Source organism: Alcaligenes nematophilus (assembly GCF_026344155.1).
Taxonomy (GTDB): domain Bacteria; phylum Pseudomonadota; class Gammaproteobacteria; order Burkholderiales; family Burkholderiaceae_B; genus Alcaligenes; species Alcaligenes phenolicus.
On record NZ_JAPKMZ010000005.1, the window covers coordinates 293,016 to 318,284 of the forward strand.

Below are 25,269 nucleotides of genomic sequence, written 5' to 3' on the forward strand. Positions count from 1 at the left end.
ATGCAAGTTTTTACTCTGTTTTCGAAATTCAAGAAGGCGTTAACGCGCGCCATTCTTGCCTTTATCGCCACAATCATAGTGTGCACACCCGCGCAGGCAGCTGAGGTTGTCAATGGTAAACTTCACCTGCGTTTTGCAATTGCGCCGGTGCGTCCAACGCCTAGCCAGACCATCAAAGAGTTTGAGCCGATATTCAAGTATCTCGCCGACCAGCTCGGCGCGACCTATGAAATCGTCTCCCCGGAAAGCTGGGCGGCAATATCTGTGGCAATGACAAATGGCCATGTCGATGTGGGCTGGCTCGGACCCTGGGGCTATGTCTTGTCGAATAAAAAGGCCGGCACCGAAGTGCTTGCAACGGCCAAGTACCGCGGGGAGCCGTTCTACAAAGCCCTCATTGTCGGTCGCGCCGATCTGCCGATCAAAAAATGGCCCGAGGACGCGAAGGGTTTGAAGCTGTCACTCAGTGATCAGGGCAACACTTCTGGCTGGCTCATCCCGATGGCGTACTTCAAGAGCATCGGCATCGACCCTGCGAGCTATTTTGAATATCGTGAAGGTGCCACGTTTGGCCAGAACGAATCACAGATTCAGCACGGACTGATCGACCTCGGATCCGATATGGATCGGGGCCGGAACGGGATGATCGAAGCGGGTCAAATCGATCCTTCGAAGTCCAAGATCGTGTGGGAATCCAGCAAGCTGCCGAACGACGCGATATCCGTGCCGAAGGATTTTGATCCTGCTCTGAAAGCGCGCATCACGGAAATACTGACGTCCTTGTCCGAAGAGAAAGCACAGTCGCTGATGGGCTCGGGCTATAACGGCTTCGTGAAGGCAAAGCACAGCGATTACAAGGTAATCGAAGACGCCGGCCGCATCCTGGGAAAACTATAAAGCACGAGGGGTCCGTTCTTGGATGAGGGCAGCGGACGACAAGGTGGACTGACGCACGCCAGCTCCTTGTCTCCGCTGCACGAACATACGGGCGCGCATCGCGATACCACAGAGGATGAACCAATGAATCAGCGAATCGAAGAAGTCATGCTGGCTAATGTCAAGAGGGACGTAGCCAGGAGAAAGCGGCATTTTGCAACGTCGGTCGTAGTACTCAGTTTGCTGGCAGTGGCCTGGTACGTGTGTCAGATAGAATTCCAGAAGCTAGGCGCCGGTTTACCGAGACTATGGTCATTCGTCGTGCAGATGTTTCCACCCGACCTGAGCGACCTGGACGTCATTCTAAAAGGGGCTGGCGAGACGCTCGCCATGGCGACGATTGGCACGATATTCGCCACAATCATGGCATTTCCGCTGGCACTCATGGCTGCGCGTAATACCTGTCCGAACAAGTGGACCTATCGGGTATCCCGCGCCATCTTGAACGCCAGCCGCGGCACGGAGACATTTGTCTATGCACTTGTATTTGTAGCAGCAGTGGGCTTCGGTCCGTTCTCCGGCGTACTGGCCATTACTTTCCACATGGTAGGGGCAATCGGCAAAATGTTTGCTGAAGCCATCGAGCCCGTTGACCAAGGGCCATTGGATGCGCTCGCCTTGACCGGTGCCAGCAGGGCAAAGATTATCCGCTACGGTCTGATCCCGGATGTTATGCCGCACCTGATCGCGAGCGTTCTATACATTTGGGAATTCAGTGTCAGAACGTCCACAGTACTGGGCATCGTAGGCGCAGGTGGAATTGGGCAGACCCTGAAAGATACTGTGGACTTGTTGGAATTCAACAAGATGATTACGGTACTGGCGGTTGTATTGCTGATGGTGTCGGCAATCGATTTCATCAGTGACCGGCTCAGGTACTTGATATTGGACACAAAACGCGAGGGATTCGAAACTCTCCCTGCGAATAACTGATTGCTTCACGTATTACTGGAAGGGCGGTTCGCAATGAAAGATGTAGCGTTGCAGTTAAAGAATGTCGGTAAGTCATACGGCAATAAAGTTGTCCTGGAATCGATTGACTTCGAAGTACGTCACGGCTCAATGGTTGCCTTGCTCGGCACAAGCGGGGCAGGGAAGTCGACGCTTTTCCGATGTCTCACTGGCCTTGAGCCGATTGACTCCGGTTCTATCGTGGCGCTCGGAGAATCCATACATGAACTGTCTCCGGCGCGTCTGCGGGCAGTACGTGGCCAGATCGGGTTCGTGTTCCAACAACTGCACCTGGTGAAAAGGTTCTCAGCACTCGAGAATGTATTGGGTGCGCGTCTGGCAGAGATGCCCATTTGGCGCGTCACATTGAAAAGCTTCAGCCGGGCTGACAAAGTGCTCGCGTTCGAATGTCTGGACCGGGTCGGCATGCTCGATTATGCAAACACGCCTACGCAACTGCTGTCAGGCGGTCAGCAACAGCGTATTGCGATAGCGCGAGCCTTGGCGCAGAAGCCCAAGATTATTATTGCGGACGAACCCGTCTCCAGCCTCGATCCGCTGACGGCGCGCTCGGTTCTGCAAACGCTGAAAGCCGCGGCTACAGATCTTAATGTCGCGGTCCTGTGCAGCCTGCACCAGGTAGACCTGGCACTTGAAGTGTCTGATCGAGTCGTGGGATTGCGGGATGGGCGAATCAGTTTGAATATGGCTAACCAACCGAATAATCAAGGCATGATGCAAAAGATACGATCCATTTATCAGCAGCGTGCCGTACACAGCGACAGAGACGAGCCGTTGCAGCGGCATGTCGCGTAGTTCGTTCCTCAGAGGTCCCATGAAACCAAGAATCGTAACAACGCATCGAATCCACCCTGACACGCTGGCCCTCCTTGAGACCGCCGCTGAAGTAATTTCCAATCAGTCCGATTCAACCATGTCGCGGGAAGAGGTACTGTTGCGCACCAATGATGCGGACGGGATGATGGTGTTTATGCCGGATAGCATAGATGCGGATTTTCTATCCGCGTGCCCCAATCTGAAGGTCATCGGCGCCGCGCTTAAAGGATATGACAACTTTGATGTCGAGGCATGTACCCGCCATGGGATTTGGTTTACGATTGTTCCTGATTTGCTTACGAGTCCCACAGCTGAACTAACGATTGGCCTGTTGCTGAGCATCACACGGAATATGCTGCAAGGTGATAATTACATTCGATCACGCCAGTTCAATGGTTGGACCCCGCGGTTTTATGGCACAGGTTTGACGGGTAAAACCGCCGGCATCATTGGGACGGGAGCGGTCGGGCGGGCGGTCGCAAAGCGGCTGGCCGCCTTCGATATGCAAATTCAGTACACGGATCCGCAGCCTTTGCCGCAAGAGTCGGAAAGGGCATGGAATGCGAGCAGAACATCGCTGGACCAGCTATTGGCGACAAGCGATTTCATCATTCCCATGCTGCCGATGTCGTCAGATACCCACCACACCATAAATGCTCGGGCATTAGACCGCATGAAGCCCGGTGCGTACCTCGTCAATGCCTGTCGCGGCTCCATCGTAGATGAGCGGGCCGTGGTGCATGCGCTTCGGACGGGGCATCTGGGCGGTTACGCCGCAGACGTCTTCGAGATGGAGGAATGGGCGCGTCCCGACAGGCCGCATTCTATTCCTGACGAATTGCTTGATCCTGCTTTACCCACATTCTTTACGCCTCACCTGGGTTCGGCGGTCAAATCGGTACGGATGGAAATCGAGCGTGAAGCCGCCCTCAGTATCCTCGAAGCGTTGCAAGGGCGCATTCCACGCGGAGCGGTCAACCATGTTGGAGCGGGGAGATGACTGAGTGATTAATCTCGATCACGTTGAGAGTTTTCTGGCCGTAGTCGCAGCCGGGGGCTTCCGCGACGCCGCAAAACAACTCGACATTTCGCAGTCGACGGTGACGCAGCATATCAAGAAGCTTGAAGAGTCGCTTAAGATGGAAGTGATCGTGCGAAGCAATGCCGGTTGCAGCTTGACAGCCGAGGGTGAAACTTTTTTGCCGTATGCGCAACAGCTCGTCAACCTGGCGTGTAAAGCCGGAACTCTATTTGAAAAGAAAGATGAAATCACGATTGGTGCGAGTTCTAACACGGGCATATACTTGCTTCAGCCATATATAAAAGAGTTTGAAGAGCGAACGCCATTTTCAGTCAAGGTGGTCATCGATAGAAACGAGGCGATAGCGCGGACCATAGAGAATTACGACCTGGACATCGCTGTCGTCGAAAGATGGGACGAGCGCCCGGGATTCGCTGCCAAGCTGTGGCGACGAGAAGAGCTGGTACTTATCGTACCGCTGGGGCATCCGTGGGCGGGCATGCGGAGTGTTGGGCCGAACCAGCTTGAAAACCAAGTCTTGATCGGAGGCGAGGCGGGCTCGGGCACCGGACGGGTCCTTCGGCAGTATCTCGGTACACGGGCAAATACGCTGAGTGTTTCCTTGCAACTGGGCAGTACCGCCGCTGTAAAAAGTGCTGTGCAGGCAGGACTGGGGATATCAGTCGTGATGAAAGCGTCCGTCGAGAACGAGTCCCGACTTGTCTTGTTTTCAACGGTTCCCTTTGAGGGCGATCCGCCCCGGAAGGAGATCTACATCGTGTTTCGGAATGGCATGCTGAAGCATCCGTCCATCGCTGCTTTCGTCGACATACTTTTGAGCCGTCCGCACTAAATCGGCTTGTGAGCTCGGCTTGTAATGCCGCCGCCGACCCTGGGCGCCGAAGTTCGGGCTGTGGCGTCGCCACACCGATTCTTTCCACGGCAGCTTCGGCTACGACGGAGTGAAAGATATGGGCAAGGGCAACAAACAAAATAGCCAGTCAAACGACTGGCTCTTGAAATTTTGAGGACAAAACCTTTGAAGTCTAGCCTCTCATCCCGATAAAGTGACCTGCTCCGTTTTTTCATACCACCGCCATTTGGGAAATGGCATGGATTGATAAACAGTTCCTCAAGCTTTGGGCCATTTGCAACGGCGTCAGGTAGCCCAAGCTGGAATGCGGTCGTACCTCGTTGTAATGGCGCCGCCAATCCGCGATGACGATTCTGGCCTCGATCCGGTTGCGAAACCATTCCAGACTGAAGCACTCGTCACGCAGTTTGCCATTGAAACTTTCGGTGGTGCCGTGCTGCCATGATGACTGCTTCCAAAAAAATTAATTCACAAGAGGATTTACCGCTGACCGGGATCGAAGATTCCGAGCCCGATTTGTAGATATGTGTTGCGTTCTACATTTCGGCTTGCGGTGTGTGCCGCCGGTCTCGTTAGTTCGCCGCCCGTGCCGTGCCGAACCATGGAAGGACAAACGGAAAGGGACCGTGGAATAAATAGGGAGCGAAGCGAGCGGTTTATGCCGCGAAAGCACTTGGAGTGCGGGCCTGGAGTGGTACGGTCGGCGTTGTTGGGGCGGCGGACTGACGAGATCGGATTCGCGGTAGCCCAGTAGTGAGAGGACGCAACACAGCCGCGCGGCGAGCGCCTTTTGTGCGCAGCACACCAACTAGGCCGCACCGCGGCCCTGGCAAGCAAAGCGCGCAGGCCCAATGGGCCGGAGGTGTGAAGGATCGTTACCCGAAGGGCTGAAATCCTTTAATGAAAATAAAAAAACCGGGAGAAATGCTTATAATGTTTTTTTCGTTTTTTTATTAAAAGGATATATGGTGGCTAATTTTCTAATCAAAATTAATGACTGGTTAATGATTGCACTCGTAGTAATTATGGCAATTATTGGTACATTCGCGATGCCCATCCTCGGAACGATCGCTGGAATCGTGACAGGTGCAATCATCGGTGGCTTCTGGTTCGTACTTTCTGGGATATACCAGAACGGAAAAAAAACCGTTGAACTACTAGAACGAAAAACTTTGAATTAGTTTTTCGGATTTACACGGACGGGGGCTATTTTTATAACGCATTTAAATAAGCATAAGTTGTATAGTGCGTTTTCTCACAAATTCTGCTCCCTTCCTATTTCCCACCCGTTCCACATCGCGGCCCAAGCAAGTACGCCGAAGCTACCGGCAATCAGATAAATGGGCACTCCGGTAACAGATATTCCATTTAAAAATGCCCAAAACAGTACTCCTAAAACCCCACCTAAAAACAATGCACTTATTGAGTTTGATAAAAATTTCATTTTCTTTTCCTGAGTATTCGGGGCGACCACCGCGCAAGCGCCTTGGTTAGCCGTGCTCTCGCTATCGGGGGCTGGAGTCAAACAAATATATAAGACACCTACAATTGCAGAGATAATGACTAAAAAAACAACTATCCAAAATAATGCGTCCTGCATAGCTGCGTAATTCATATTGATACCCTTTGAGTAATGAGTAACTGGACAATCCCCGCGCAAGCGTCCTGCCAGGGCAAAGCGCTTGCTGCTGGTGCTGTCATTTACTGCGGGGTAGAGTCGTCACTCTCGTCACGCGGCGAACTGGCGGGACGGGCGGCTTCCACCACTCGCATCGGTTTGTGCCCTGCGGCCGGGGCATGGCCCTTGCCGTAGGCTGTCTTGCCGATCAGATGCGTATGCGTGCTTCCGTCTTCATTGATCTTCGTGTACTCGACGGCAGGGCCACCGCCTTGTTCTTCACGTTTTTTTACGGCTGACATTGAGCTATACACCATTGCGACTGCAATCAGGATTAGGAACAGGAAAAGCGCCATGATCCCATTGAAAATATTCCAGTCAATCATGATTGTCGGAATAGCGAGACCGCCCAAAAGTAAACCGACCAGCACCAGCCCCTGACGTTCTTTTACTAACCCCCACCCGATTAGAATTGACCCAACACCACACAGGATTATGAATGCCAGGTGTGGCCCTGACGTTTCAAAAAACTCACGCCAGCCACCATGATTAAAAAACATATCGAATGGCCCAGTTGCTGAATTCATATCATTTCCTTTCCTTGTTGCGTCGGGACAATCCCCGCGCAAGCGCTCTGCCTCGCAAAGCGCTTGCTGCTGGTGCTGTCATTTACTACGGGGCAGAGTCGCCACTCTGATCACGCGGCGAACTGGTAGGTTGGGCGGCTTCCACCACGCGCACTGGCTTATGCCCTCCGGACAGGACGTGACCCGCGCCGTAGGCCGTCCTGCCAACCAGGAGCGTATGCGTGCTTCCGTCCTCGTTGATCTTCGTGTACTCGACTGCCGGGTCACCGCCTAGTTCTTCACGTTTTTTTACGGCTGACATTGAGCTATACACCATTGCAACTGCAATCAGAATCAGGAACAGGAGAAGCGCCATGATCCCTCTGAAAACATTGCAGGCAATCAGCGCTAGAAGAGGGAGTCCGCCCAAAGATAAACCGAGCAGCACTAGGCCCGGACGTTCTTTTGCTGTCCCCCATAGGATTACCATCAACCCAACACCACACAAGATCATGAGTGCCAGGTGTGGCCCTGACGCTTCCAAAAACTCACGCCAGCCACCATGATTAAAAAGCATATCGAATGGCCCTGTTGCCAAATTCATATCATCACCTCGTGTATTAAGACTGCCAGCGCCAGCCATCAAGACGCTAGCAGCCCGGTTTAACCTTGATAAAAAACTACGGATACGTGTACCACTGCCGGTTTAGGAGAAAAACCAATTGGAGAACACCAGGCCCGCAAGAAGCCCCGTAAACACAACTCCAGCCAACGCAAACGCCTGACCTTCGGTACACTCATCCGCTCTGGAATAGGTAAAAGCAAGCACACTGATACTCAGAGCGATTCCCACAAAGTACGGGTAGGGGCCAAGCAACGCAATAACCGATACGTACACAGCATCAGCAGGGTCGTCATGCACGAAATCATAAAGCCCTGCAATGCTTAGCAACAGAACCACCAGATTCGTGCTGATGTGTATTGAGTAATATTTCCACCATTTTTCCGTTGTGCTCATTGCCTTAACTCCACTAAATAAGTTATTTCACTGCCTATGAGCTACCCCAAAGCGGGGTAGCTTCCCTAGCACTCAGTTCTGTTTAATAGCCATGATTGATGGCAGCCAATTAGTACCCGCAAGCGCTTTCTCTGCGGCGTCAATCGCCTCTTTTTTCTTCATCCGCACCAACGGTGCGGCTTGCTCGGGCGAAGCCCCTTCGGAAACGGCTTCCACCAACCGATCTTTCGAGACATGGCTTAGGTAGGTTTCACTTGTAGCGCTCCACCACTCGGGCATCTGGATGTTCAGCAATCCAGCTAGTTGATCAAGCGCGTTCGCCTTGCTGGACTCTTGGTGCTGGATACCCTGTACAGTGGTCGCCACCAAGTAGGCCAACAACTCAAGCAACGTTTCAGTATCTTGGTTCAATGCCCAGGCCAACTCGCCGCCATCGCTACCTGGAGTAATCACATCGCCCCAATGCTGCTCTATACGCGCTAACTCCTGACCAGCGCGGCTTTCCGTGAAGTCTGGCGCGTCTGACGCCAAGGGTTCGCAACTCGTCGAAATGCCTAAGCCAAAGCCACCGTGACTGTAATAGCCAGCACCGAAATGACGACGAGCCAGCTGAGCAACCAGCACGGCCAGGGCCACGTTAGGATTGTTAGCCAAGGCGGCTTGCACAATGGCTGTTTTATTGGCGGTCAACTGGCGCACCAAGCGTTCAGAATGCGTTGGGCGGGTTTTCACTGCTGGTAGGGAAACACGTCCTACTCCGTCAGCTTCTTGTTGCTGCTCCTGAGCCTGCGCACGATCTTCTGGGCGAATCAGACCTTCAACTACGTCCAGTACACCTTGGTAATCCAGACGAACAATGCAACCTGCAACTTTTTTCTGGCTGTCGGTATAGGCTTCACACTGGTCTTCGATTGCACGGATTTGCTCTTGCAACTCGTCAAGCTGCTGATTCAATGCTCGCCATTCACCTTCATCAGCCTTTTCTTCCTCTTCTTCCAGAATCGCTATCTCATGCATCAGCGATTTTTCTTGGGTTTTCAACTGGGCAACCGTCGCCTGCTGCTCCGGGGTCAGCTCAACCGGTTCGGGATAAACACGACCATAGCGACTGCTGAATGGCTCAGTATCAAGCGTCACATCTGCCCAGGCCCAACCCTGCGCCATCAAACTATCCGCAGTCTCTTGCAGCTTGCCAAGCGCCAGTTGATCAACCAACGCTCTGTCAGTTAGGTAAATGCCGTTCAAGTCACTTTCTTCGGCAAACAAATCTCGCGTCACACCGCCGCCGGCCGCTTGATAAGTGTCCAGGCCGATAAAATGCACAAGCCGGTGATTGGCTGTCATGGCCTCTTCAATCATGCTGCGGATAACACGGGGATTTTTTCTGTCCCACATATCCAGATTGGAATACACCTGCACTTGACGCTCTTGATTGTCCGTCATTGCATAGGCCATCAGTGCGTCCAGCGACACTTCGTTGTCACGATATGCCTGCATCAATATTGGCGCCACTCGGCCCAACTGCAAGCGACGTCGCACAACGGTTGCCGTGACACCGAATGCGGCAGCCACATCTTCAATGGTTTTGCCTTGGTCTATCAGCTCAGCAAATGATTCAAACTCGTCTGCCGGATGCATCTGCTCACGCTGCACGTTCTCCGTGATCGACACAAGCAAGGCATTTTCTTCCTCGTAGAGATTACCGGCGACTGATTGGCCTTCCGGCCAGCGGCCATCGTCTAGCAAAAGATGGATTGCCTCTAAGCGTCGTCCCCCAGCGATAACCTCATGGAAACCACGTTTTTTGCTTTTGACCACAGCCAGGGCATGAAGCAAGCCGATAGCCGCAATTGAGTCAGCCAGTTGAGGCAACGGTGTCTGACTTGCAGTTTTGCGAGCTTGATACTGCTCCGAGACAATCAGTTTGCGCGGGTCAAGTTGAATAGCCTTATGTTTCATGGTGCGTACTCCCACTAAATCAATGAACCGTCGAATTGCCAACGACAGGCAATGCGTCAGAAAGCAGTGCGGACAATCGGCCCAACTGGGCAACGGTCAACGCTGGCAAACGAAAGGGTGTTGCAGTCGCATGGGCCTCTCGCCATTCCTGGGCTAATTTGATAAGATCGACTTGCATTACGTGAACTCCTTCAAGGTTGTGTGATGCCTGCCCCTGTTTCGGTTGCTCCCGAGCAGGGGCTTCTTTATGCAATGTGTATATAGAAAAAACCAACGAACACAGCGCATTCGGGCAAGGTTGATGACTGGCCCCAATCATCGCTATTTCGTGGGCCAAAACGGGGGTCTTGTGGGTCGTGGCCAGAACTGAAAAGGACAGCACCATTCGGTTTGACCACATAGTGAGTTTCAGTAGTTTCATCACCGTCTTTCACGGTTACGATGTACCCTTTAAGCCGTGTTTTCTTCGCTTGCATAAACCACCCCTTTAAACATTCCAAGGATTTACCGCTGACCGGGATCGAAGATTCCGAGCCCGATTTGTAGATATGTGTTGCGTTCTACATTTCGGCTTGCGGTGTGTGCCGCCGGTCTCGTTAGTTCGCCGCCCGTGCCGTGCCGAACCATGGAAGGACAAACGGAAAGGGACCGTGGAATAAATAGGGAGCGAAGCGAGCGGTTTATGCCGCGAAAGCCCTTGGAGTGCGGGCCTGGAGTGGTACGGTCGGCGTTGTTGGGGCGGCGGACTGACGAGATCGGATTCGCGGTAGCCCAGTAGTGAGAGGACGCAACACAGCCGCGCGGCGAGCGCCTTTTGTGCGCAGCGCACCAACTAGGCCGCACCGCGGCCCTGGCAAGCAAAGCGCGCAGGCCCAATAGGGCCGAAGTCAAAAAAGTTAAGTGAAACTCGTTGAACTCAACGACAGACGATTTAGCAGTTATTGATCAAGAGGACACTGATGAATGCAATAATTCAGCCTTTAACAACGTCTATGTGGTGGGTGCCACCAATTGGTTTGTTAATTACTGCAGGACTCATTACTGCTGGCGTATTCCATGCTTATCGTGCGGTACGGCTTTGGCAACTCCGTAATACTCCGATTTCAGATCCCGTGATAGCCAAAGCCTTGGAAGGAGTGAAACCACCACCCTACGCGCTATACGCTGCGATGTATTTTGCTGGGGGCATTATTATGGCAATCGCTACGTTCATATTGCGGCAAACCACTCTTTAATCCGCTACTCGTTTCATTCAGGCTTACCTATTTCCAAACATCCACAATTTGACTCCAGTCAGTGGTGTACGCTGGTGTCATGCGTTCTTGCTTCATCTTCCACACAGCATCAACTGGTGCGAACGAACTGGCGGCTGCAATCGTGCTACGACCGTATCGTTGGTTGATACCATCTAGCACTGACATAAGAGCAGGTTTATCGGATGTATTAAGCATTGGGGTGGAAAACAAGCTGCCCTGCGCACACGCTTGTTGCTGCGAGGAAAGGTCCAATAGACAAATCCCGGCTTTTGCGTATTTGAAGCCTTTCCGATAGATTTTCTGCAACCCTTGCAACGCGGCTTGCACCAGGCTTGCTGTGTCATCTGTAGGTATCAACAGACGCACAACAGTGCCGCCGGAGTACTGCGGATCATCCCGAAAATAGCTGGTGCGAATGAACACAAGAATTGACGTCGTCACGCCATCTTGAGCCCGCAGCTTCTCAGCTGCGCGGCTCGTGAATGTGCTGACCGCCTGCTCCAGGTCCTGCAGCGCTAGTACTGGGCGTCCGAAGGATCTTGAGCACATGATTTGCTGCTTCTCGGCTGGCATGTCCTCCCATTCCATACATTGCTCCCCTGCCAACTCACGTGCTGTCTTGGCCAGGACGATAGAGAACCTGTCACGCAATACACGCCAGTCAGCTTGGGCTAGATCGGCTGCGGTATTGATATGCAACGCTTGCAGCTTGGGGGCCAGTTTTCTACCTACTCCCCAAACATCTTCAATGGCCACATGCCGGATAGCACGCATCAGATCGCCGGTGGCCAGGCCGGACAAATCACACACGCCCTGCAGACGTGGCAATTTCTTGGCAAGATGGTTGGCGAGCTTCGCAAGCGTCTTTGTTGGCCCTATGCCCACGCATGTGGGGATGCCTACCCATTGACGCACGCGCCGGCGGATTTCGCTGCCGATCTCCCGGCCGGACCCCGGGATGCCAGTCAGATCGAGAAATGACTCATCTATGGAATAAATCTCTTGCTTAGGCGAGAACTGCCCGATGACGCTCATCATTCGATTGCTGAGATCACCGTATAAGTTGAAATTGGCAGACAAGGCGATTAATCCATGGGTGTCGGCAAGGTGCTTGATTTGAAACCAGGGCGCACCCATCGCGATACCAAGATCCTTAGCTTCTTGGGTCCTAGCGATTGCGCAACCGTCATTGTTTGAAAGCACCACAAGTGGCCGCCCTTCATACGTCGGACGCATTGCACGCTCACAAGAGCAATAGAACGAGTTTCCATCGATGAGGGCTATGCGTGTAGATGGCCTTTTAGTGTCCATGTGACAACCCCCCAGACTGCTAGCTCTTGACCGTCACGGAACTCGATATCAGTAAATGTAGGATTTGCGGCCTGTAGCTTTACCCGACCTGCTCGACGAAATAGACGTTTGATCGTGAACTCACCATCAATAACCGCGAGCACAATGTGACCATGTTTTGCCTCTATAGAGCGATCGATCACAACATAGTCGCCTTCATCTATTCCGGCATCTCGCATTGAAGGTCCGCGGACACGCATGAAAAAAGTAGCGTCAGCTTGTTGAACAAGCAGCTCATTCAAATCCAGGCGCTTCTGAGCATGATCCTCTGCAGGACTGGGAAACCCACACTGAACTGTTGTTGGCGTAGCCCATACGTGTATCGGTAACTGTGAAAGAGGGATAGGTAGCATACTGTTCATGCCTAAACGCTGTATAAATAAACAGCAATTTAGCAGGATACAGAGTAAATGTCACGGCTACATTTTGACCATTTCTTATCCTTGACTCTTTTCTTAATTCAGATCTTTTATATAGACATATCAATACGATATTGCGCTTTCAACGTTCACCCCATACACTTGAGAAAGCACTATGCTTTCACAACGAAAACCAATTTAATCAAAATGAGGTCAAATTGAAATGATGGGTGACAAGGCAGGTAAATTATTGATTCGCGGCATTGATTCAGAAGTACTCAAACAACTTGAGCTGATGGCCAAAGAGAGTGAAAGATCACTTGAGGCTGAGGCGCGTTTCGCACTACGGTCTTGGGCAAGACCTGCTTTTTCCGCCATAGAGCAAAGCCTACGACGCAAGGACATTTCGGCGCGACTTAATGAGGCATTAGACAACATCAATGAGATTAGGCACTCAAACAAATTACGACCTTCTCATATCGCAAAAAAAATTGGCTCCGCCTACGCTGAATCCGTTGAAAACTGGTTTCTCGGACAAGAAGAACCGAGCTTCGCTGAGCTTGAAAAAGTTGCCATGGTACTGGGAGTGAATAGCAGCTGGCTTGCGCACGGCGACGACACGCCATTCCCAACTGGCTACGTTCGCTTAAGCGAAGACCCCACAATTGCAGCTCGGTGGCTGCTGGATTTCTCTTCCGCAGCTGAACCCGCCATCGCCCAGCCTTTAGACCCCTCAGACAAACACGAAAAACTAGTATTTGTTCGCAGTGATGACCAAACAGGCTCACTAGCGATTATCAAAATTATTGGAAAGCATCACTGCACAACCTTCCAAACACCGACTCATGTCAGCAACTCCATTGGCGCCGGAGGAGCCGCCCAGCTTCGAGCCCTTTTCCTGACTCTTGAGCTGCTTTACAAAGTATTTACCCGCGGAGGCATTACCATTAAAAGCATGATCATGCCCAAAGATGAGTTCCTCGATGTAATTACAGGGAAGATACATCCGCTGTCCCTCAACCCACAAGACAGAAATGAACGCCCATGGTGGGAAGACATATGGGATGAAAAAGACAGTGGCAAATATAGCTATTGGGAAGAATGGGAAAGCATCACCAATCGCATTCATCGAGAAATTGAGCTCTCGAGCCACTCCAATGAGCTGCGAGCGCAAATTCGAAGCGGAGAATACCCAGGCATCAAAGAGCTCCGGGATTACTTAGACGCCAAGGATTCGCAGAATAAATAAAAACGCGCATACCATAACTGAGCACGGATAACGGCGGGGGCTTCTACGAGCCCCCACCATCTAAGCACTTAGAATAGACTCATCTGCCCTACCTCTACCCCTTTTTTAATAGCGCTTACCACATGCTGCACCGGCTCTACAATACTCGGCTCAGTTCCAGCCGGCTTAATTTCAGGCATCAGCAACTGATCGACATTACTAATGGCCCGCTGTTCGCGCAAACGAGACGACCAGCCGCCCAGTATATGAGCTGGTGTGTACCATGTTTCAAACACCTCCAGCGATAGCGCATTACCTTGAATGATGATTGCTGGCACATGCAACAACGCTAGCTGAAGGTATGCCATATGGACGCATCGCCGATCAATATCGATGGCTGTGACATGTAGCGCTTGCTGGTAGTTAATGCCGGAGTCAACCAATGCGTGTATCGCAGCAACAACCATCCCACCCGCTCCGCATGCTGGCTCTTGCAACGTAATGAACCCCTGCCGCTTTAATTGAGCCTGGTGCGCGCTATGATCAGCCATCAAGATGCCAGCCATCAAGCGAGACACATCGTACGGGGTGAAGAACTGTCCTGTGCTTGCGTTACCCATGTCCATCATCATGAATGTTGAGCCTAGTACGTCGCCAAACTCACCTGTTTCGACACGCTGTTCCCAGCACTGCACCAGGTGCGCAAATGCCTTAACTAAATTGCTCACTTCTTCTTTTTGATATTGCGCCACAATTTCAAGATACCGTTTCTCGCGCTGCTCGAACTGCGCTTTATCGACGGCATTCGCTATGGCTATGGCGCCCATTTCCACCCAATCGGACCATGTTTGATCTAGGCCGCGGTAACACGCCACGGCTCGCAAAAGCTTGATGATTTGCTGTTGATGCTCATCGGCTGTGTTAATGAATTTCTGCTGTTGTGCTTTCGTTGCCATTCGGTCTCTCCGGTTGCTGGGGCGGAACTGCCCGGAACCTGAAGACACGTCGCAGCGCAGCGCTCAAGTGTCGAAGACGGCCAGCTGGCCGCAAGCGCCGCTGGCGGCGTGCAGCACTTGAACGCGAGAACGATGTGGCACACTACCCAGGTATGCAGATCCGCCCTCCACTGCTACGGCTTGAGCAGGCGCATTTGAAAGAGAGGACATTAGCCCTACAGCATCACAACATTGAGCCTCAAACTATGGCATTACAAACAACCCCATAAATAAAAAACCCGACCAGGAGCCGGGTTCTTAACCATCATTAGCAAAAGGGACAATAAGCTTAACCAAGAGCGCTACCGAAAAAATAATAAAAGTGCTTTATGATTATGCTTTTTTATCACGTAAATCTGGCCATATTTGATACCAATCCTCTGGGCGTAACTGTTTTCGAGTCACTTCATTACAGGTCAACTCTTCGATCTCAACACATCGAATAATTGGCACAGGGCGTTTTCCTGATGACCAGTCGCTGATAGTCACAGCTGTGACACCAAGTTTTTCAGCTAAGAGCGCTCCATTTCCCACAATTTTAATAGCGCGCTTTACATGATATGGCGCATCAAATTCGGGATTGTCGGAAGAGTTAGGGTGATCATGGTTCATAAATAATAAATATAACGGTCAGGTAGCTGTTGACTTTACTAAGTCATTGACTAATAATACATTCAATTGCTGATGTATAGCACGTTCCTTAACAACCGAAGCTTGATAAATACCGTGCCCTACCTTGCGGTAAGGACTGCGCGGCTGCCCAACAATGCACGGCGGCAGGAGATAAAGCGCGTGAAAAATCAGTTCCCCCCAGGCCAGTGAGTTGGCGCTAAGAGGGGCCAGGACTGACGATCCAGATGTTTTGGACGCCGGATCTGTCGTGAGACAATCCCTCGTGAGGATGGCGAGTAATCCTCTTTCAGGTATTGACTAAACTTAGTCGAAATTATACTCAGCCCCCCCTTAATTAGGGGGCATACCTTTTTTTATTTTGTACATTTTCGCCAGTTTTGGGTAGAGCCCGAAACCTAGTCTCAGGTCTTACCCAAAGCTCGTACACTCAAGCCCAGCATGGTGTTGCTCATTTTCGTTTTATGGTAATTGCATATGAGTAGGAATGGTAGTGGCGTCAAGCCCGCATCAAAAAGCAGCATTCAAATTACATTTCAGTACCAGGGCTTTAGATGCAGAGAAAACATTCAGCTGAAACCAACACCAGCGAATCTGAAGCGCGTTGAGAAGCAGAGGGCTGCAATTATTCATGCTATCGATCAAGGCACATTTGAATATGCAAATTATTTCCCTGATAGCCCGAGAGCAAAGATGTTTTTCACCACAAGCGGTCAAACAGAACATGTCGAAGAATATCTGACTAAGTGGCTTCGTTCACAAAAACCCGTTTTGAAGGCATCCAGTTATGAGGGATACCGGAAAATCATCGATAACTTAGTTATTCCTCAGTTTGGCCATTTGCTCTTGCCTCAATGGCGCCGAAAAGATACTCGAGACTGGTTAGAAGCCATGCAGTGCGGCAACAAGCGATTAGCAAACATACAAAGCGTTATTCGCAAGGCTCTTTCTGATGCAGTTGATGATGAGCTACTGGATGTCAATTTCATGACTGATTTCTGCTACCAAAGAAAAGCTCAGATCAAAGAAGAGGAAGACATTGATCCATTCACAATAGAAGAACAACAGTCCATATTGGCAAAATGCACCCAGGACATGGCCAATCAAATCAAGTTCTCGTTCTGGACAGGAGTCCGAACCAGTGAATTAATTGCTCTAAATTGGGGAGACGTTGACTTTGTTCGTGGTTATATAAGAATTCGTCGCGCTATGACCCAAGCATCAAAAGGTCAAGCTGAAACCACGAAAACAGCATCAGGGCTGAGGGAAATCAAAATATTGAAGCCCACACTTGAAGCGCTGCAGGCGCAACGACCGCATACGTTCCTGAAAGGAGATCCCATATTTCTAAACCCAGGCACAGGCCAGCGCTGGACAGGTGATCAACAAATTAGAGATGCCTGGATACGAATTTTGAAAGCCGCTGGGGTTCGCTACAGATGGCCTTACCAGACCAGACATACCTATGCCTCAATGATGGTAAGCGCTGGAGAACATCCAATGTGGGTTGCGAAACAGATGGGGCATCGCGACTGGACAATGATTGCCAAAATTTACGCTAAGTGGATGCCCGAGGCCGATGAGAATGCCGGACAAAAAGCCGAAAGCATTTTTGGTACCGGCTATGCCTATAACAGCACCCCCAACAAGTGCCGGGGGCTGTGCAATTCAGTCAGAAAAAGAGTGTCTTTATAATGACACGACACAAGCTCTAACTATCTGATTTGCATAAGAATTTTGGCGGACAGAGGGGGATTCGAACCCCCGATACGCTATAAACGTATACACGCTTTCCAGGCGTGCGCCTTCAACCACTCGGCCACCTGTCCTAACTGTTCTTTTGGCCAAGCAATTTGAAGCTGCTAACGCCAAGTCCATAATAATAGCAGCACTTATCCTTGTAACGCAAGTGCTCAAATTCTTTCTTCGGCTAATTAGTAGCAACTAAACAGTAAAGCGTACAAACAGCTTATTCCGAGTCCGGCGGATAAGCTCCACCCACCGCTCGCAGCAAGGCTTCCCAATGATCGCGCTGGCGCGCCAGGACGCGCAGGTCGGCACCCAGCAAGCGCACATCGGTAAACTCAAACGGCTCTACATCGTCCAGCCCGGCCAGTTCGGTAATATCGGCCACGCCTCGCCCCTGCCCCAGGATTTTGGGGGCCAGGTACATCAGTAATTGGTCCACTACACCCGCATCAATCAAGGCACCGGAAAGGCGAGCACCGGCTTCTGCATGGACTTCATTGATCTGTTGATCTGTCATCCAGTCCAGAACGGCACGGACATCCACCTGACCTTCGTGCAAGGGCATGGGAATAACCTGTGCATTTCGATCTGCCAGCTCCGCCTCCAGCTCGGGATCACGACGGTGACTGAATACCCAGCACGGCGTGCCGTCCAGCAAGGCAGCTTTCGGGTCCATGCGTAAATGCGTATCCAGCACAGCCTTGATCGGGGGACGCGGCGTAGAAACCGCACGCACATTCATTAAGGGATTATCGGCATGCACGGTTCCGATGCCTGTCAGCACGACGCAACTGCGGGCGCGCCAGTGGTGACCGTCGTCACGAGCCTGCGGCCCGGTAATCCATTGAGAGCGACCGTCCGGCAAGGCACTGCGGCCATCCAGCGAAGCGGCCATCTTCATCCACAACCAGGGACGCCCACGTGTCATGCGGGCAAAGAAACCGGCGTTGATCGCCAGCGCCTGCTCTACGCACAAGGGGCCATCTACGGTAATACCCGCCTGACGCAAGCGTGAAACGCCGTTACCAGCCACCAAGGGGTTGGGGTCGTACATGGAAAAGACAACACGCCCAGCGCCTGCTTTGATCAGCGCATCGGCACAAGGAGGGGTTCGCCCGTGGTGACTGCAAGGCTCCAGGGTGACGTAGAAGGTCGCGCCGGCCACACTGACGCCGCGCTCTTTGGCTTGGCGCAAGGCCATCACTTCTGCGTGGGGGCCACCCGCTTGCTGTGTTGAACCCGAAGCCAATAATTGGCCATCGCGCACGATCAGGCAGGCGACTCGCGGGTTGGGGGCACTGATATAAAGGGATTTCTCGGCCAGCTCCAGGGCTTGCCGCATCCAGATGACGTCTTCTTGCTCGACCATAGCCTTAGCCGCGGTCGGGATCGTTCATTTCGTCGATCGCCTCTACGAACTCGCGGATGTCTTTAAAGCTCTTGTAGACCGAGGCAAAGCGCACATAGGCCACCTGGTCCAACTGCTTGAGCTCGGCCATGACCAGCTCGCCTATGGTCTCGGAGGAGACTTCGCGCTCGCCAGTCAGTTGAAGTTTTTCTTCGATACGCTGCACAGCGGCATCGACCTGAGCCATGGGTATGGAACGCTTGCGCAGTGCAACGCCCATGCTCGCCCGCAAACGTGCGGGATCAAAATCCATACGAGTGCCATTGCGCTTGGCCACAACCGGCAGGCTCAGCTCAGCACGCTCGTAAGTCGTGAAGCGCCGTTCACAGGCCGAGCATTTACGACGTCGCCGTATGGCGTCGCCTTCTTCGGTGATTCGAGAGTCGATCACCTGGGTATCGGCATGGTGGCAGAACGGACACTTCATTCAAGATCGCGGGCCTCGCGGCCCGCTCCGGCTGGATTACTTGGAGGAGTAAACGGGCAACTTGGCAGTCAGCTCGTGTACACGGCGACGAACGTCCGCCAAAACGGCTTCGTCGTGAGGGTTGTCCAGTACATCAGCAATCAGGTGCGCCGTCAATTCCGCTTCGGCTTCTTTAAAGCCGCGAGTGGTCATGGCAGGAGTACCCAAACGCACGCCGCTGGTGACAAATGGCTTCTCGGGGTCGTTAGGAATGGCGTTCTTGTTGACCGTGATGTGAGCCTTGCCCAGTGCTTCTTCAGCCACTTTACCGGTGATGCCCTTGGGACGCAGGTCTACCAGCATGACGTGGCTTTCGGTGCGACCGGACACGATACGCAGACCGCGCTCAACCAGAGTGCGGGCCAGAACGTCAGCGTTCTTCACAACTTGAGCAGCGTAGGTCTTGAACTCGGGAGCCAGAGCTTCCTTGAACGCAACAGCCTTACCAGCGATCACGTGGATCAGTGGACCGCCTTGAATGCCGGGGAAAATAGCCGAGTTGATGGCTTTTTCGTGTTCGGCCTTCATCATGATGACGCCACCACGAGGACCACGCAGGGACTTGTGAGTGGTAGACGTCACAAAGTCAGCGTGAGGCACGGGGTTGGGGTAAGCACCACCAGCAACCAGACCGGCGTAGTGGGCAATGTCGATCATCAGCAAGGCGCCGTTTTCATGAGCAATACGAGCCATGCGTTCGAAGTCGATGCGCAGGGCGTAAGCCGAAGCACCACCCACGATCAGCTTGGGCTTGTGCTCTTTGGCCAGGCGCTCCAGCTCGTCGTAGTCCAGCTCTTCGTTCTCGTCCAGACCGTAGGATACGAAGTTGTACAGCTTGCCCGATGCGTTCACGGGGGAACCGTGGGTCAAGTGACCACCTTCTGCCAGGCTCATGCCCAGAACGGTATCACCGGGTTTGAGCACAGCCATGTACACGCCCTGGTTGGCTTGCGAACCGGAGTTGGGCTGCACGTTGGCGGCTTCTGCACCGAACAGCTCTTTCAGACGGTCAATAGCCAGTTGCTCGACCACGTCCACGAACTCGCAACCGCCGTAGTAGCGCTTGCCAGGATAACCTTCCGCGTATTTGTTGGTCAGTTGTGTGCCCTGGGCCTGCATCACGGCGGGGCTGGTGTAGTTTTCCGAGGCGATCAGCTCGATGTGCTGCTCCTGGCGCACATCTTCGCTTTGAATCGCAGCCCAAAGATCGGGGTCAACTTTGTCAAGAGTCGCAGAACGGTCAAACATGAGGGTTCCTAAGGATAAAGTGGTAGCAAACTAAGAAAGCAACATTTTAGCGCGGAAGCGCGTCAAACCACCGAGACAAACGTCTCTGGTGGCAGAAACCCCAAAAAACATGGAAATAAGTAAGGCGGCGGCAGGCGGACTCAAGAGAATATGAAAAAAACTCAAACAGTCCGCCCTGGGGAATCAGGATTGCTGGATCAAACGGGGATTCAGGGTATACATGCCGGTCAGGGATGCACGACCCAGAATATGACCTTCCATGGCGCGCAACACGTCCTGGCCATTGAAGCGACCTTCCAAAGGCAGCTCGGCAATATCCAGGGCATAAACCGTAAAGACATAGCGGTGCGGCAAGGCATCGTTCCACGGAGGGCACGGGCCGTCGTAACCGAAGTAATCACCGTTCATGTCGCGGTCGCTGGCAAACCAGTTGGTAAAGTCGTTCACGCCCTGGCGCGTATCGTCCAGAGCCAGTGGACCGGCTTTACCGCGTGGCGTGATGCCCTTGGAATAAGAGCCTTCTGCCAGGCTACGCAGCTCGGGCGAGATGTTGATCAAGACCCAATGAAAGAAATCCACCCGTGGCAAATCCGCCGGTACCTCGCGCCCATCCTGGTTCACATCGTCCGGTTTACTGGGGACATCGGGATCGTGGCAAATAACCACAAAGGATTGGGTCTGCTCGGGAACATCGGACCATTCCAGATGCGGATTGGCGTTACCGGCCAAGGCGACTCTCGATTGCGCGTCGTAACGGCAAAACGCCAGACGCTCGGGAATCACGCTCTGATCTTGAAAAGAATCACTACGCAGTTTCATTGCAGACCTCCACAATCAATCAGCCGGTCAAAGTGACTCGCGCAAACTTGCGCTTGCCCACTTGCAGCACATAGCTGCCCGGCTCCAGTTGCAAACCTTTATCGTCCACACGTTCGCCATTGATGCGCACGCCGCCCTGCTCCACATTGCGCTGGGCTTCGCTGCCGGAGGCAACCAGACCTGCTTCGCGCAAGACACGCAGCAAAGCCAGTTCACCCGCCACGGTCACCTCGGGCATGTCCTCGGGCATTTCGCCACGACGGAAACGGGCATCGAAAGTTTCCAGCGCCTGCTCGGCGGCCTGGGCGCTGTGGAAACGTGTGACGATCTCCTGTGCCAGCTCCACTTTGACTTCACGTGGGTTACGGCCTTCTTCAATCTGCTTTTGCAGACCGGCGATGTCTTCCAGACTACGGAACGACAACAGCTCGAAGTAACGCCACATCAAGGTATCGGAGATGGACATCAACTTGCCGAACATGGAGTCCGGCGTTTCACTGATACCAATGTAATTGCCTTTGGATTTGGACATTTTTTCTACGCCGTCCAAACCCACCAGCAATGGCATGGTCAAAATACATTGCTGTTCCTGACCATATTCTTTTTGCAATTCACGACCCACCAGCAAATTGAATTTCTGGTCGGTACCGCCCAATTCCACGTCCGCTTTCAATTGAACCGAATCGTAGCCTTGCAGCAAAGGATACAAAAACTCGTGCACCGAAATAGGCTGATTCGCCTTGAAGCGCTTGGTGAAATCATCACGCTCCATCATGCGGGCCACGGTGTAACGCGAAGCCAGTTGAATCATGCCGCGCGAACCGAGCTTGTCGCACCACTCCGAGTTGTAGCGAACTTCGGTACGGGCCGGGTCCAGAACCAGCGCAGCCTGATCGTAGTAGGTCTTGGCGTTGGCAATGACCTGCTCGGGCGTCAGGGGCGGACGAGTCGTGTTGCGGCCGCTGGGATCACCAATGGTGGAGGTGAAGTCGCCAATCAAAAAGATGACGGTATGCCCCAAATCCTGCAGCTGGCGCATCTTGTTGAGCACCACTGTGTGCCCCAGGTGAATGTCGGGAGCCGTGGGGTCCAGACCCAGCTTGATCCGCAGCGGCTGTCCTGTTGCATGGCTGCGCGCGAGTTTGCGGGCAAACTCGGATTCGACGAGCAATTCGTCGCAGCCGCGTTTGACGATGGCTAAATCAGCCAGGACTTCTGGAGAAAGGGGCTCTGAGGGGGATGACATAACAAATCTGGTGACAAACTAATGAGTAAAAATGCTCGAAAAATTAAGCCTAATGCGCTAGGATAGCCTGCTATTGCGAGACGTGCTTAATAATTGAGCAAGGTTTCGTAAACCGAATTATTTTATCATTCCCGCGCAGGTCAGATCGCCAGGGCTGGAATGTTCTGTCCGCCCAGTACAACTGACCTCCGCCTGCCAGCCGGGTGGACGGTAAACCGTACGTCCAACAAGGTTCTGGTTTTATGTTCAGCAAAGGGAAACGCTCCTCCTCCCACCTCAACATCCACCAGCCTCGGTCCGCCCGAGCCCTTTTTATCCGTGCCGGTTTGATCACGCTTGCCCTTGGCTCTTTTGTAGCCGCCGGTGCACTTGCCGTGGTGATGCCCAGCAGCCCGGAACCCCAGATTTACCAAGCCCGCACCGCCTTGACCCTGCCCTCGGACCTGACCGTGCTGCAGGCCCAGGACCAGCAAGCCTACATTACTGAAACCCGCATCCGCCGTGGCGACACCTTGTCCGCCCTGCTCCAGCGCATGGAAGTCAGTGAAGAAGGCTTGTTGCAATTTCTGACGCACGACAAGAAAGCGCGCTCCATCTACAAGCTTTACCCTGGCCGTACCATCCAAGCTGCCTTGGATGCCAATGGCAATTTGCAATGGCTGCGCTACCGTCATACTCCCTACTCCGATCAGTCCGGCCAAGGTCTGGCCAGTTGGCTGGAAGTACGCCCGGACGGTAACAATGGCTTTATCGCCCAGGAACAAACCGACCTGACCCAGACCCGAGTGCGCGTGGCTCAAGCCACGATCAACAGCTCGCTGTTTGGCGCCAGCGATCAGGCCGGCATCCCCGACAACATCACGCTGCAAATGGCGGATGTGATGGGCAGCAAGATCGACTTTCTGAAAGATCTGCGCAAAGGCGACAGTTTCCGCGTGGTCTACGAGTCCTACGGTCATGAAGGCCAGGACGTGGGTTCGGGCCGCTTGCTGGCAGTGGAGTTCATCAATCAGGGCAAAACTCATGAGGCCGCCTGGTTCCAGCCTGAAAATGGCTCCGGTGGTTATTACGATTTCAGCGGCCAAAGCCTGAAAGGCGCTTTCCTGCGCACCGCACTGAAGTTCACCCGTATCAGCTCCACCTTTGGCGGTCGCCGCCATCCGGTGCATGGCGGATGGCGTGACCACAAGGGTGTGGACTATGCTGCCCCATCCGGCACCCCCATCCACGCTACCGCGGATGGCACGGTCGAGTTTATTGGCCGCCAGAACGGCTACGGCAACACGATCATCCTGAAGCATCACGGTCAGTTCACCACCTTGTACGCTCACCAGAGCCGCTTTGCCGCTGGACTGCGCAAAGGCGACCGCGTAGAACAAGGCCAGTTGATTGGCTATGTGGGCTCGACGGGCTGGGCAACAGGCCCACATCTACATTACGAATTCCGTATCGCCCAGAAAGCCGTTGATCCCCTGTCGGTAGACCTGCCAGTAGCACGCGTTCTGGATGCCCCGCAGCGCAAGCAGTTCCAGCAAACCCTGGCTTCCTACCAGAACAGCTTTGCCTTGCTGCACACAGATGCTGAGCCCGTGAAGCTGGCCAGCCGCTAAACCATGAAAGCCCCCCTGTTTATCGGACTGATGTCTGGTACCAGCATGGACGGTGTGGATGCCGTGCTGGCATCCTTCGGCCCACAGGGGGCACAGATACACCAAACCCATAGCCTGCCCATGCCAGCCGCTCTGCGAGACGAGCTGCTGGCTTTGCAGCATCCAGGGCACAACGAACTGGCCCGCGCCAGCATCGCCGCCCAGCAGTTGACCGAGCTCTATGCTCAGGCTTGCACGCCCTGGACTCAAGGCCCCGAGAAAGACCTGATCCGTGCGATTGGCGTACACGGTCAGACTATCCGCCACGCACCTGACCAGGGCTATACCCTGCAATTGAATGCCCCTGCTCTTCTGGCCGAACGCTGTGGAGTGGACGTGATTGCGGATTTCCGCAGCCGGGATATAGCGGCGGGCGGCCAAGGTGCACCTTTGGTGCCCATCGTCCATGAAGCCCTGTTCCGTCACAAACATGGCCGCGTCATTCTGAACCTGGGTGGAATTGCGAATATCTCCCTGCTGCTGCCTGGACGCGATGTTTTTGGCTTTGATACTGGCCCGGCAAACATGCTGCTGGATGCCTGGGTGAACAAACATGAAGGCCAGCCCTACGACAAGGACGGACAATGGGCTGATAGCGCCGCTTCTGATCCTGCCTTGCTTGCCAGCCTGTTGAGCGAAACCTGGTTTGCTCTGCCTGCTCCTAAATCTACAGGTCGTGATCTGTTCAATTTGGGGTGGCTGCAGGAGCATCTGGATCGTGTTGATCCGAAAGGCGAGCTTCAGCCTGCTACGGTGCAATCCACTCTGATGGATTTGACCGCACACAGCGTTGCACAGGCCATCCAGCCTTACGCAGATCAGATTCAAGAGCTGATTGTGTGTGGTGGTGGCGCTGCCAATCCTGCCATGCTAAAACGCCTGGGCGATCTGGTGACTATGCCTATCCGCTCCAGCGCCGAGCTGGGCATGGATCCGCAATCCATCGAAGCCCTGGCCTTTGCCTGGCTGGCTTACGCGCATATCGAACGTATTCCTGCGGGACTGCCCGCTGTGACAGGCGCACGGCGCGCTACGGTGCTGGGCGCTTGTTATCCGGCCTGAGAACTGCTTTTAACGTTTAGCTTC

Annotated in this window: 26 protein-coding genes, 1 tRNA gene and 1 pseudogene; 10 read left to right on the top strand and 18 right to left on the bottom strand. The window is 53.2% G+C overall.

Going from position 1 to position 25,269, the window contains the following annotated elements:
• The 5 genes from OSH04_RS15090 to OSH04_RS15110 all read left to right on the top strand — a co-directional run bounded on the left by OSH04_RS15090 (window position 1) and on the right by OSH04_RS15110 (window position 4,598).
• Window positions 1-897: a phosphate/phosphite/phosphonate ABC transporter substrate-binding protein gene (locus OSH04_RS15090; RefSeq protein ID WP_013743894.1), complete on the top strand. Its 897-nt coding sequence runs from the start codon at window positions 1-3 to the stop codon at window positions 895-897.
• Window positions 898-1,020: 123 nt separating this feature from the next.
• A complete protein-coding gene (gene phnE, locus OSH04_RS15095) occupies window positions 1,021-1,869 on the top strand; it encodes a phosphonate ABC transporter, permease protein PhnE (RefSeq protein WP_013743895.1) in 849 nt (282 codons plus the stop codon).
• A gap of 33 nt (window positions 1,870-1,902) precedes the next feature.
• Entirely contained in the window at window positions 1,903-2,703 is an 801-nt protein-coding gene (gene phnC, locus OSH04_RS15100; RefSeq protein WP_086069209.1) for a phosphonate ABC transporter ATP-binding protein, read from the top strand.
• A gap of 19 nt (window positions 2,704-2,722) precedes the next feature.
• Window positions 2,723-3,724, top strand: coding sequence for a phosphonate dehydrogenase (locus OSH04_RS15105; RefSeq protein ID WP_026485313.1), 1,002 nt, complete (start codon window positions 2,723-2,725; stop codon window positions 3,722-3,724).
• A gap of 4 nt (window positions 3,725-3,728) precedes the next feature.
• On the top strand, window positions 3,729-4,598 hold the full coding sequence (locus OSH04_RS15110) for a LysR family transcriptional regulator (RefSeq protein WP_013743899.1): 870 nt from the start codon (window positions 3,729-3,731) through the stop codon (window positions 4,596-4,598).
• Between the two features lie 232 nt (window positions 4,599-4,830).
• On the opposite strand, the pseudogene OSH04_RS15115 reads toward OSH04_RS15110, so the two are convergent.
• The 7 genes and pseudogenes from OSH04_RS15115 to OSH04_RS15145 form a co-directional block, all read right to left on the bottom strand.
• Window positions 4,831-5,061 (bottom strand): annotated as a pseudogene (locus OSH04_RS15115) (integrase core domain-containing protein); the annotation flags it as partial.
• Window positions 5,062-5,874: 813 nt separating this feature from the next.
• On the bottom strand, window positions 5,875-6,234 hold the full coding sequence (locus OSH04_RS15120; RefSeq protein ID WP_086070057.1) for a hypothetical protein: 360 nt from the start codon (window positions 6,232-6,234) through the stop codon (window positions 5,875-5,877).
• An 86-nt stretch (window positions 6,235-6,320) separates the two neighbouring features.
• Window positions 6,321-6,824, bottom strand: a complete 504-nt coding sequence (locus OSH04_RS15125; protein ID WP_086070015.1) for a hypothetical protein — start codon at window positions 6,822-6,824, stop codon at window positions 6,321-6,323.
• Between the two features lie 85 nt (window positions 6,825-6,909).
• Window positions 6,910-7,407, bottom strand: coding sequence for a hypothetical protein (locus OSH04_RS15130; RefSeq protein WP_143243725.1), 498 nt, complete (start codon window positions 7,405-7,407; stop codon window positions 6,910-6,912).
• A gap of 102 nt (window positions 7,408-7,509) precedes the next feature.
• Window positions 7,510-7,821, bottom strand: coding sequence for a hypothetical protein (locus OSH04_RS15135; RefSeq protein ID WP_086070013.1), 312 nt, complete (start codon window positions 7,819-7,821; stop codon window positions 7,510-7,512).
• 72 nt (window positions 7,822-7,893) lie between these two features.
• On the bottom strand, window positions 7,894-9,780 hold the full coding sequence (locus tag OSH04_RS15140; protein ID WP_086070012.1) for a ParB/RepB/Spo0J family partition protein: 1,887 nt from the start codon (window positions 9,778-9,780) through the stop codon (window positions 7,894-7,896).
• A gap of 19 nt (window positions 9,781-9,799) precedes the next feature.
• Window positions 9,800-10,201 (bottom strand): hypothetical protein, encoded by a 402-nt coding sequence (locus tag OSH04_RS15145; RefSeq protein ID WP_143243724.1) that lies wholly within the window; start codon window positions 10,199-10,201, stop codon window positions 9,800-9,802.
• Between the two features lie 538 nt (window positions 10,202-10,739).
• On the opposite strand from OSH04_RS15145, the gene OSH04_RS15150 reads away from it, so the two are divergent.
• A complete protein-coding gene (locus OSH04_RS15150; protein ID WP_143243666.1) occupies window positions 10,740-11,015 on the top strand; it encodes a hypothetical protein in 276 nt (91 codons plus the stop codon).
• 27 nt (window positions 11,016-11,042) lie between these two features.
• Here the strand turns inward: OSH04_RS15150 and OSH04_RS15155 are convergent, their stop codons facing one another.
• Window positions 11,043-12,347, bottom strand: coding sequence for a Y-family DNA polymerase (locus OSH04_RS15155; RefSeq protein WP_086068653.1), 1,305 nt, complete (start codon window positions 12,345-12,347; stop codon window positions 11,043-11,045).
• Complete coding sequence (locus tag OSH04_RS15160) at window positions 12,317-12,748, bottom strand: LexA family protein (protein ID WP_086068652.1); 432 nt, start codon at window positions 12,746-12,748, stop codon at window positions 12,317-12,319. The genes OSH04_RS15155 and OSH04_RS15160 overlap by 31 nt, the downstream gene beginning before the upstream one ends.
• A 220-nt stretch (window positions 12,749-12,968) precedes the next feature.
• On the opposite strand from OSH04_RS15160, the gene OSH04_RS15165 reads away from it, so the two are divergent.
• Window positions 12,969-13,994, top strand: a complete 1,026-nt coding sequence (locus tag OSH04_RS15165; RefSeq protein WP_086068651.1) for a helix-turn-helix domain-containing protein — start codon at window positions 12,969-12,971, stop codon at window positions 13,992-13,994.
• A gap of 68 nt (window positions 13,995-14,062) precedes the next feature.
• Here the strand turns inward: OSH04_RS15165 and OSH04_RS15170 are convergent, their stop codons facing one another.
• From OSH04_RS15170 to OSH04_RS15180, 3 genes are all read right to left on the bottom strand, one after another.
• Entirely contained in the window at window positions 14,063-14,929 is an 867-nt protein-coding gene (locus OSH04_RS15170) for an N-6 DNA methylase (protein ID WP_086068650.1), read from the bottom strand.
• Window positions 14,930-14,992: 63 nt separating this feature from the next.
• Window positions 14,993-15,139, bottom strand: a complete 147-nt coding sequence (locus tag OSH04_RS15175; RefSeq protein WP_251197133.1) for a hypothetical protein — start codon at window positions 15,137-15,139, stop codon at window positions 14,993-14,995.
• A gap of 162 nt (window positions 15,140-15,301) precedes the next feature.
• Entirely contained in the window at window positions 15,302-15,580 is a 279-nt protein-coding gene (locus OSH04_RS15180; RefSeq protein WP_080655548.1) for a transcriptional regulator, read from the bottom strand.
• A gap of 495 nt (window positions 15,581-16,075) precedes the next feature.
• On the opposite strand from OSH04_RS15180, the gene OSH04_RS15185 reads away from it, so the two are divergent.
• Entirely contained in the window at window positions 16,076-17,293 is a 1,218-nt protein-coding gene (locus OSH04_RS15185) for an Arm DNA-binding domain-containing protein (protein ID WP_086068649.1), read from the top strand.
• Window positions 17,294-17,336: 43 nt separating this feature from the next.
• Here OSH04_RS15185 and OSH04_RS15190 read toward each other — a convergent pair.
• The 6 genes from OSH04_RS15190 to tyrS form a co-directional block, all read right to left on the bottom strand.
• Window positions 17,337-17,427: transfer RNA gene (locus OSH04_RS15190), tRNA-Ser, on the bottom strand.
• Between the two features lie 140 nt (window positions 17,428-17,567).
• Entirely contained in the window at window positions 17,568-18,716 is a 1,149-nt protein-coding gene (ribD, locus tag OSH04_RS15195) for a bifunctional diaminohydroxyphosphoribosylaminopyrimidine deaminase/5-amino-6-(5-phosphoribosylamino)uracil reductase RibD (protein WP_009460683.1), read from the bottom strand.
• Window positions 18,717-18,720: 4 nt separating this feature from the next.
• Complete coding sequence (nrdR, locus tag OSH04_RS15200) at window positions 18,721-19,182, bottom strand: transcriptional regulator NrdR (RefSeq protein ID WP_003801815.1); 462 nt, start codon at window positions 19,180-19,182, stop codon at window positions 18,721-18,723.
• 36 nt (window positions 19,183-19,218) lie between these two features.
• On the bottom strand, window positions 19,219-20,469 hold the full coding sequence (gene glyA, locus OSH04_RS15205; RefSeq protein ID WP_009460681.1) for a serine hydroxymethyltransferase: 1,251 nt from the start codon (window positions 20,467-20,469) through the stop codon (window positions 19,219-19,221).
• 183 nt (window positions 20,470-20,652) lie between these two features.
• Window positions 20,653-21,288, bottom strand: coding sequence for a YbhB/YbcL family Raf kinase inhibitor-like protein (locus OSH04_RS15210; RefSeq protein WP_009460679.1), 636 nt, complete (start codon window positions 21,286-21,288; stop codon window positions 20,653-20,655).
• 19 nt (window positions 21,289-21,307) lie between these two features.
• The gene (tyrS, locus tag OSH04_RS15215) at window positions 21,308-22,534 is read right to left on the bottom strand and encodes a tyrosine--tRNA ligase (protein WP_009460677.1); all 1,227 of its coding nucleotides are present in this window, start codon (window positions 22,532-22,534) and stop codon (window positions 21,308-21,310) included.
• Window positions 22,535-22,776: 242 nt separating this feature from the next.
• On the opposite strand from tyrS, the gene OSH04_RS15220 reads away from it, so the two are divergent.
• Together OSH04_RS15220 and OSH04_RS15225 are read left to right on the top strand one after the other, a co-directional pair.
• A complete protein-coding gene (locus OSH04_RS15220; RefSeq protein WP_026484381.1) occupies window positions 22,777-24,144 on the top strand; it encodes a M23 family metallopeptidase in 1,368 nt (455 codons plus the stop codon).
• A 3-nt stretch (window positions 24,145-24,147) separates the two neighbouring features.
• Complete coding sequence (locus OSH04_RS15225) at window positions 24,148-25,245, top strand: anhydro-N-acetylmuramic acid kinase (protein ID WP_266108789.1); 1,098 nt, start codon at window positions 24,148-24,150, stop codon at window positions 25,243-25,245.
• Window positions 25,246-25,269 lie beyond the last annotated feature (24 nt).

What these genes read in the sequence shown, in the direction of transcription:
- OSH04_RS15105 (WP_026485313.1), top strand. Translation starts at nt 2,723, where the DNA reads ATGAAACCAAGAATCGTAACAACGCATCGAATCCACCCTGACACGCTG.
- OSH04_RS15130 (WP_143243725.1), bottom strand. Translation starts at nt 7,407, where the DNA reads ATGAATTTGGCAACAGGGCCATTCGATATGCTTTTTAATCATGGTGGC.
- OSH04_RS15150 (WP_143243666.1), top strand. Translation starts at nt 10,740, where the DNA reads ATGAATGCAATAATTCAGCCTTTAACAACGTCTATGTGGTGGGTGCCA.
- OSH04_RS15125 (WP_086070015.1), bottom strand. Translation starts at nt 6,824, where the DNA reads ATGAATTCAGCAACTGGGCCATTCGATATGTTTTTTAATCATGGTGGC.
- OSH04_RS15135 (WP_086070013.1), bottom strand. Translation starts at nt 7,821, where the DNA reads ATGAGCACAACGGAAAAATGGTGGAAATATTACTCAATACACATCAGC.
- OSH04_RS15220 (WP_026484381.1), top strand. Translation starts at nt 22,777, where the DNA reads ATGTTCAGCAAAGGGAAACGCTCCTCCTCCCACCTCAACATCCACCAG.
- glyA (WP_009460681.1), bottom strand. Translation starts at nt 20,469, where the DNA reads ATGTTTGACCGTTCTGCGACTCTTGACAAAGTTGACCCCGATCTTTGG.
- OSH04_RS15210 (WP_009460679.1), bottom strand. Translation starts at nt 21,288, where the DNA reads ATGAAACTGCGTAGTGATTCTTTTCAAGATCAGAGCGTGATTCCCGAG.
- OSH04_RS15180 (WP_080655548.1), bottom strand. Translation starts at nt 15,580, where the DNA reads ATGAACCATGATCACCCTAACTCTTCCGACAATCCCGAATTTGATGCG.
- phnC (WP_086069209.1), top strand. Translation starts at nt 1,903, where the DNA reads ATGAAAGATGTAGCGTTGCAGTTAAAGAATGTCGGTAAGTCATACGGC.
- nrdR (WP_003801815.1), bottom strand. Translation starts at nt 19,182, where the DNA reads ATGAAGTGTCCGTTCTGCCACCATGCCGATACCCAGGTGATCGACTCT.
- OSH04_RS15185 (WP_086068649.1), top strand. Translation starts at nt 16,076, where the DNA reads ATGAGTAGGAATGGTAGTGGCGTCAAGCCCGCATCAAAAAGCAGCATT.
- OSH04_RS15140 (WP_086070012.1), bottom strand. Translation starts at nt 9,780, where the DNA reads ATGAAACATAAGGCTATTCAACTTGACCCGCGCAAACTGATTGTCTCG.
- OSH04_RS15225 (WP_266108789.1), top strand. Translation starts at nt 24,148, where the DNA reads ATGAAAGCCCCCCTGTTTATCGGACTGATGTCTGGTACCAGCATGGAC.
- ribD (WP_009460683.1), bottom strand. Translation starts at nt 18,716, where the DNA reads ATGGTCGAGCAAGAAGACGTCATCTGGATGCGGCAAGCCCTGGAGCTG.
- phnE (WP_013743895.1), top strand. Translation starts at nt 1,021, where the DNA reads ATGAATCAGCGAATCGAAGAAGTCATGCTGGCTAATGTCAAGAGGGAC.
- OSH04_RS15170 (WP_086068650.1), bottom strand. Translation starts at nt 14,929, where the DNA reads ATGGCAACGAAAGCACAACAGCAGAAATTCATTAACACAGCCGATGAG.
- OSH04_RS15175 (WP_251197133.1), bottom strand. Translation starts at nt 15,139, where the DNA reads ATGTCCTCTCTTTCAAATGCGCCTGCTCAAGCCGTAGCAGTGGAGGGC.
- OSH04_RS15120 (WP_086070057.1), bottom strand. Translation starts at nt 6,234, where the DNA reads ATGAATTACGCAGCTATGCAGGACGCATTATTTTGGATAGTTGTTTTT.
- tyrS (WP_009460677.1), bottom strand. Translation starts at nt 22,534, where the DNA reads ATGTCATCCCCCTCAGAGCCCCTTTCTCCAGAAGTCCTGGCTGATTTA.
- OSH04_RS15165 (WP_086068651.1), top strand. Translation starts at nt 12,969, where the DNA reads ATGATGGGTGACAAGGCAGGTAAATTATTGATTCGCGGCATTGATTCA.
- OSH04_RS15155 (WP_086068653.1), bottom strand. Translation starts at nt 12,347, where the DNA reads ATGGACACTAAAAGGCCATCTACACGCATAGCCCTCATCGATGGAAAC.
- OSH04_RS15145 (WP_143243724.1), bottom strand. Translation starts at nt 10,201, where the DNA reads ATGAAACTACTGAAACTCACTATGTGGTCAAACCGAATGGTGCTGTCC.
- OSH04_RS15090 (WP_013743894.1), top strand. Translation starts at nt 1, where the DNA reads ATGCAAGTTTTTACTCTGTTTTCGAAATTCAAGAAGGCGTTAACGCGC.
- OSH04_RS15160 (WP_086068652.1), bottom strand. Translation starts at nt 12,748, where the DNA reads ATGAACAGTATGCTACCTATCCCTCTTTCACAGTTACCGATACACGTA.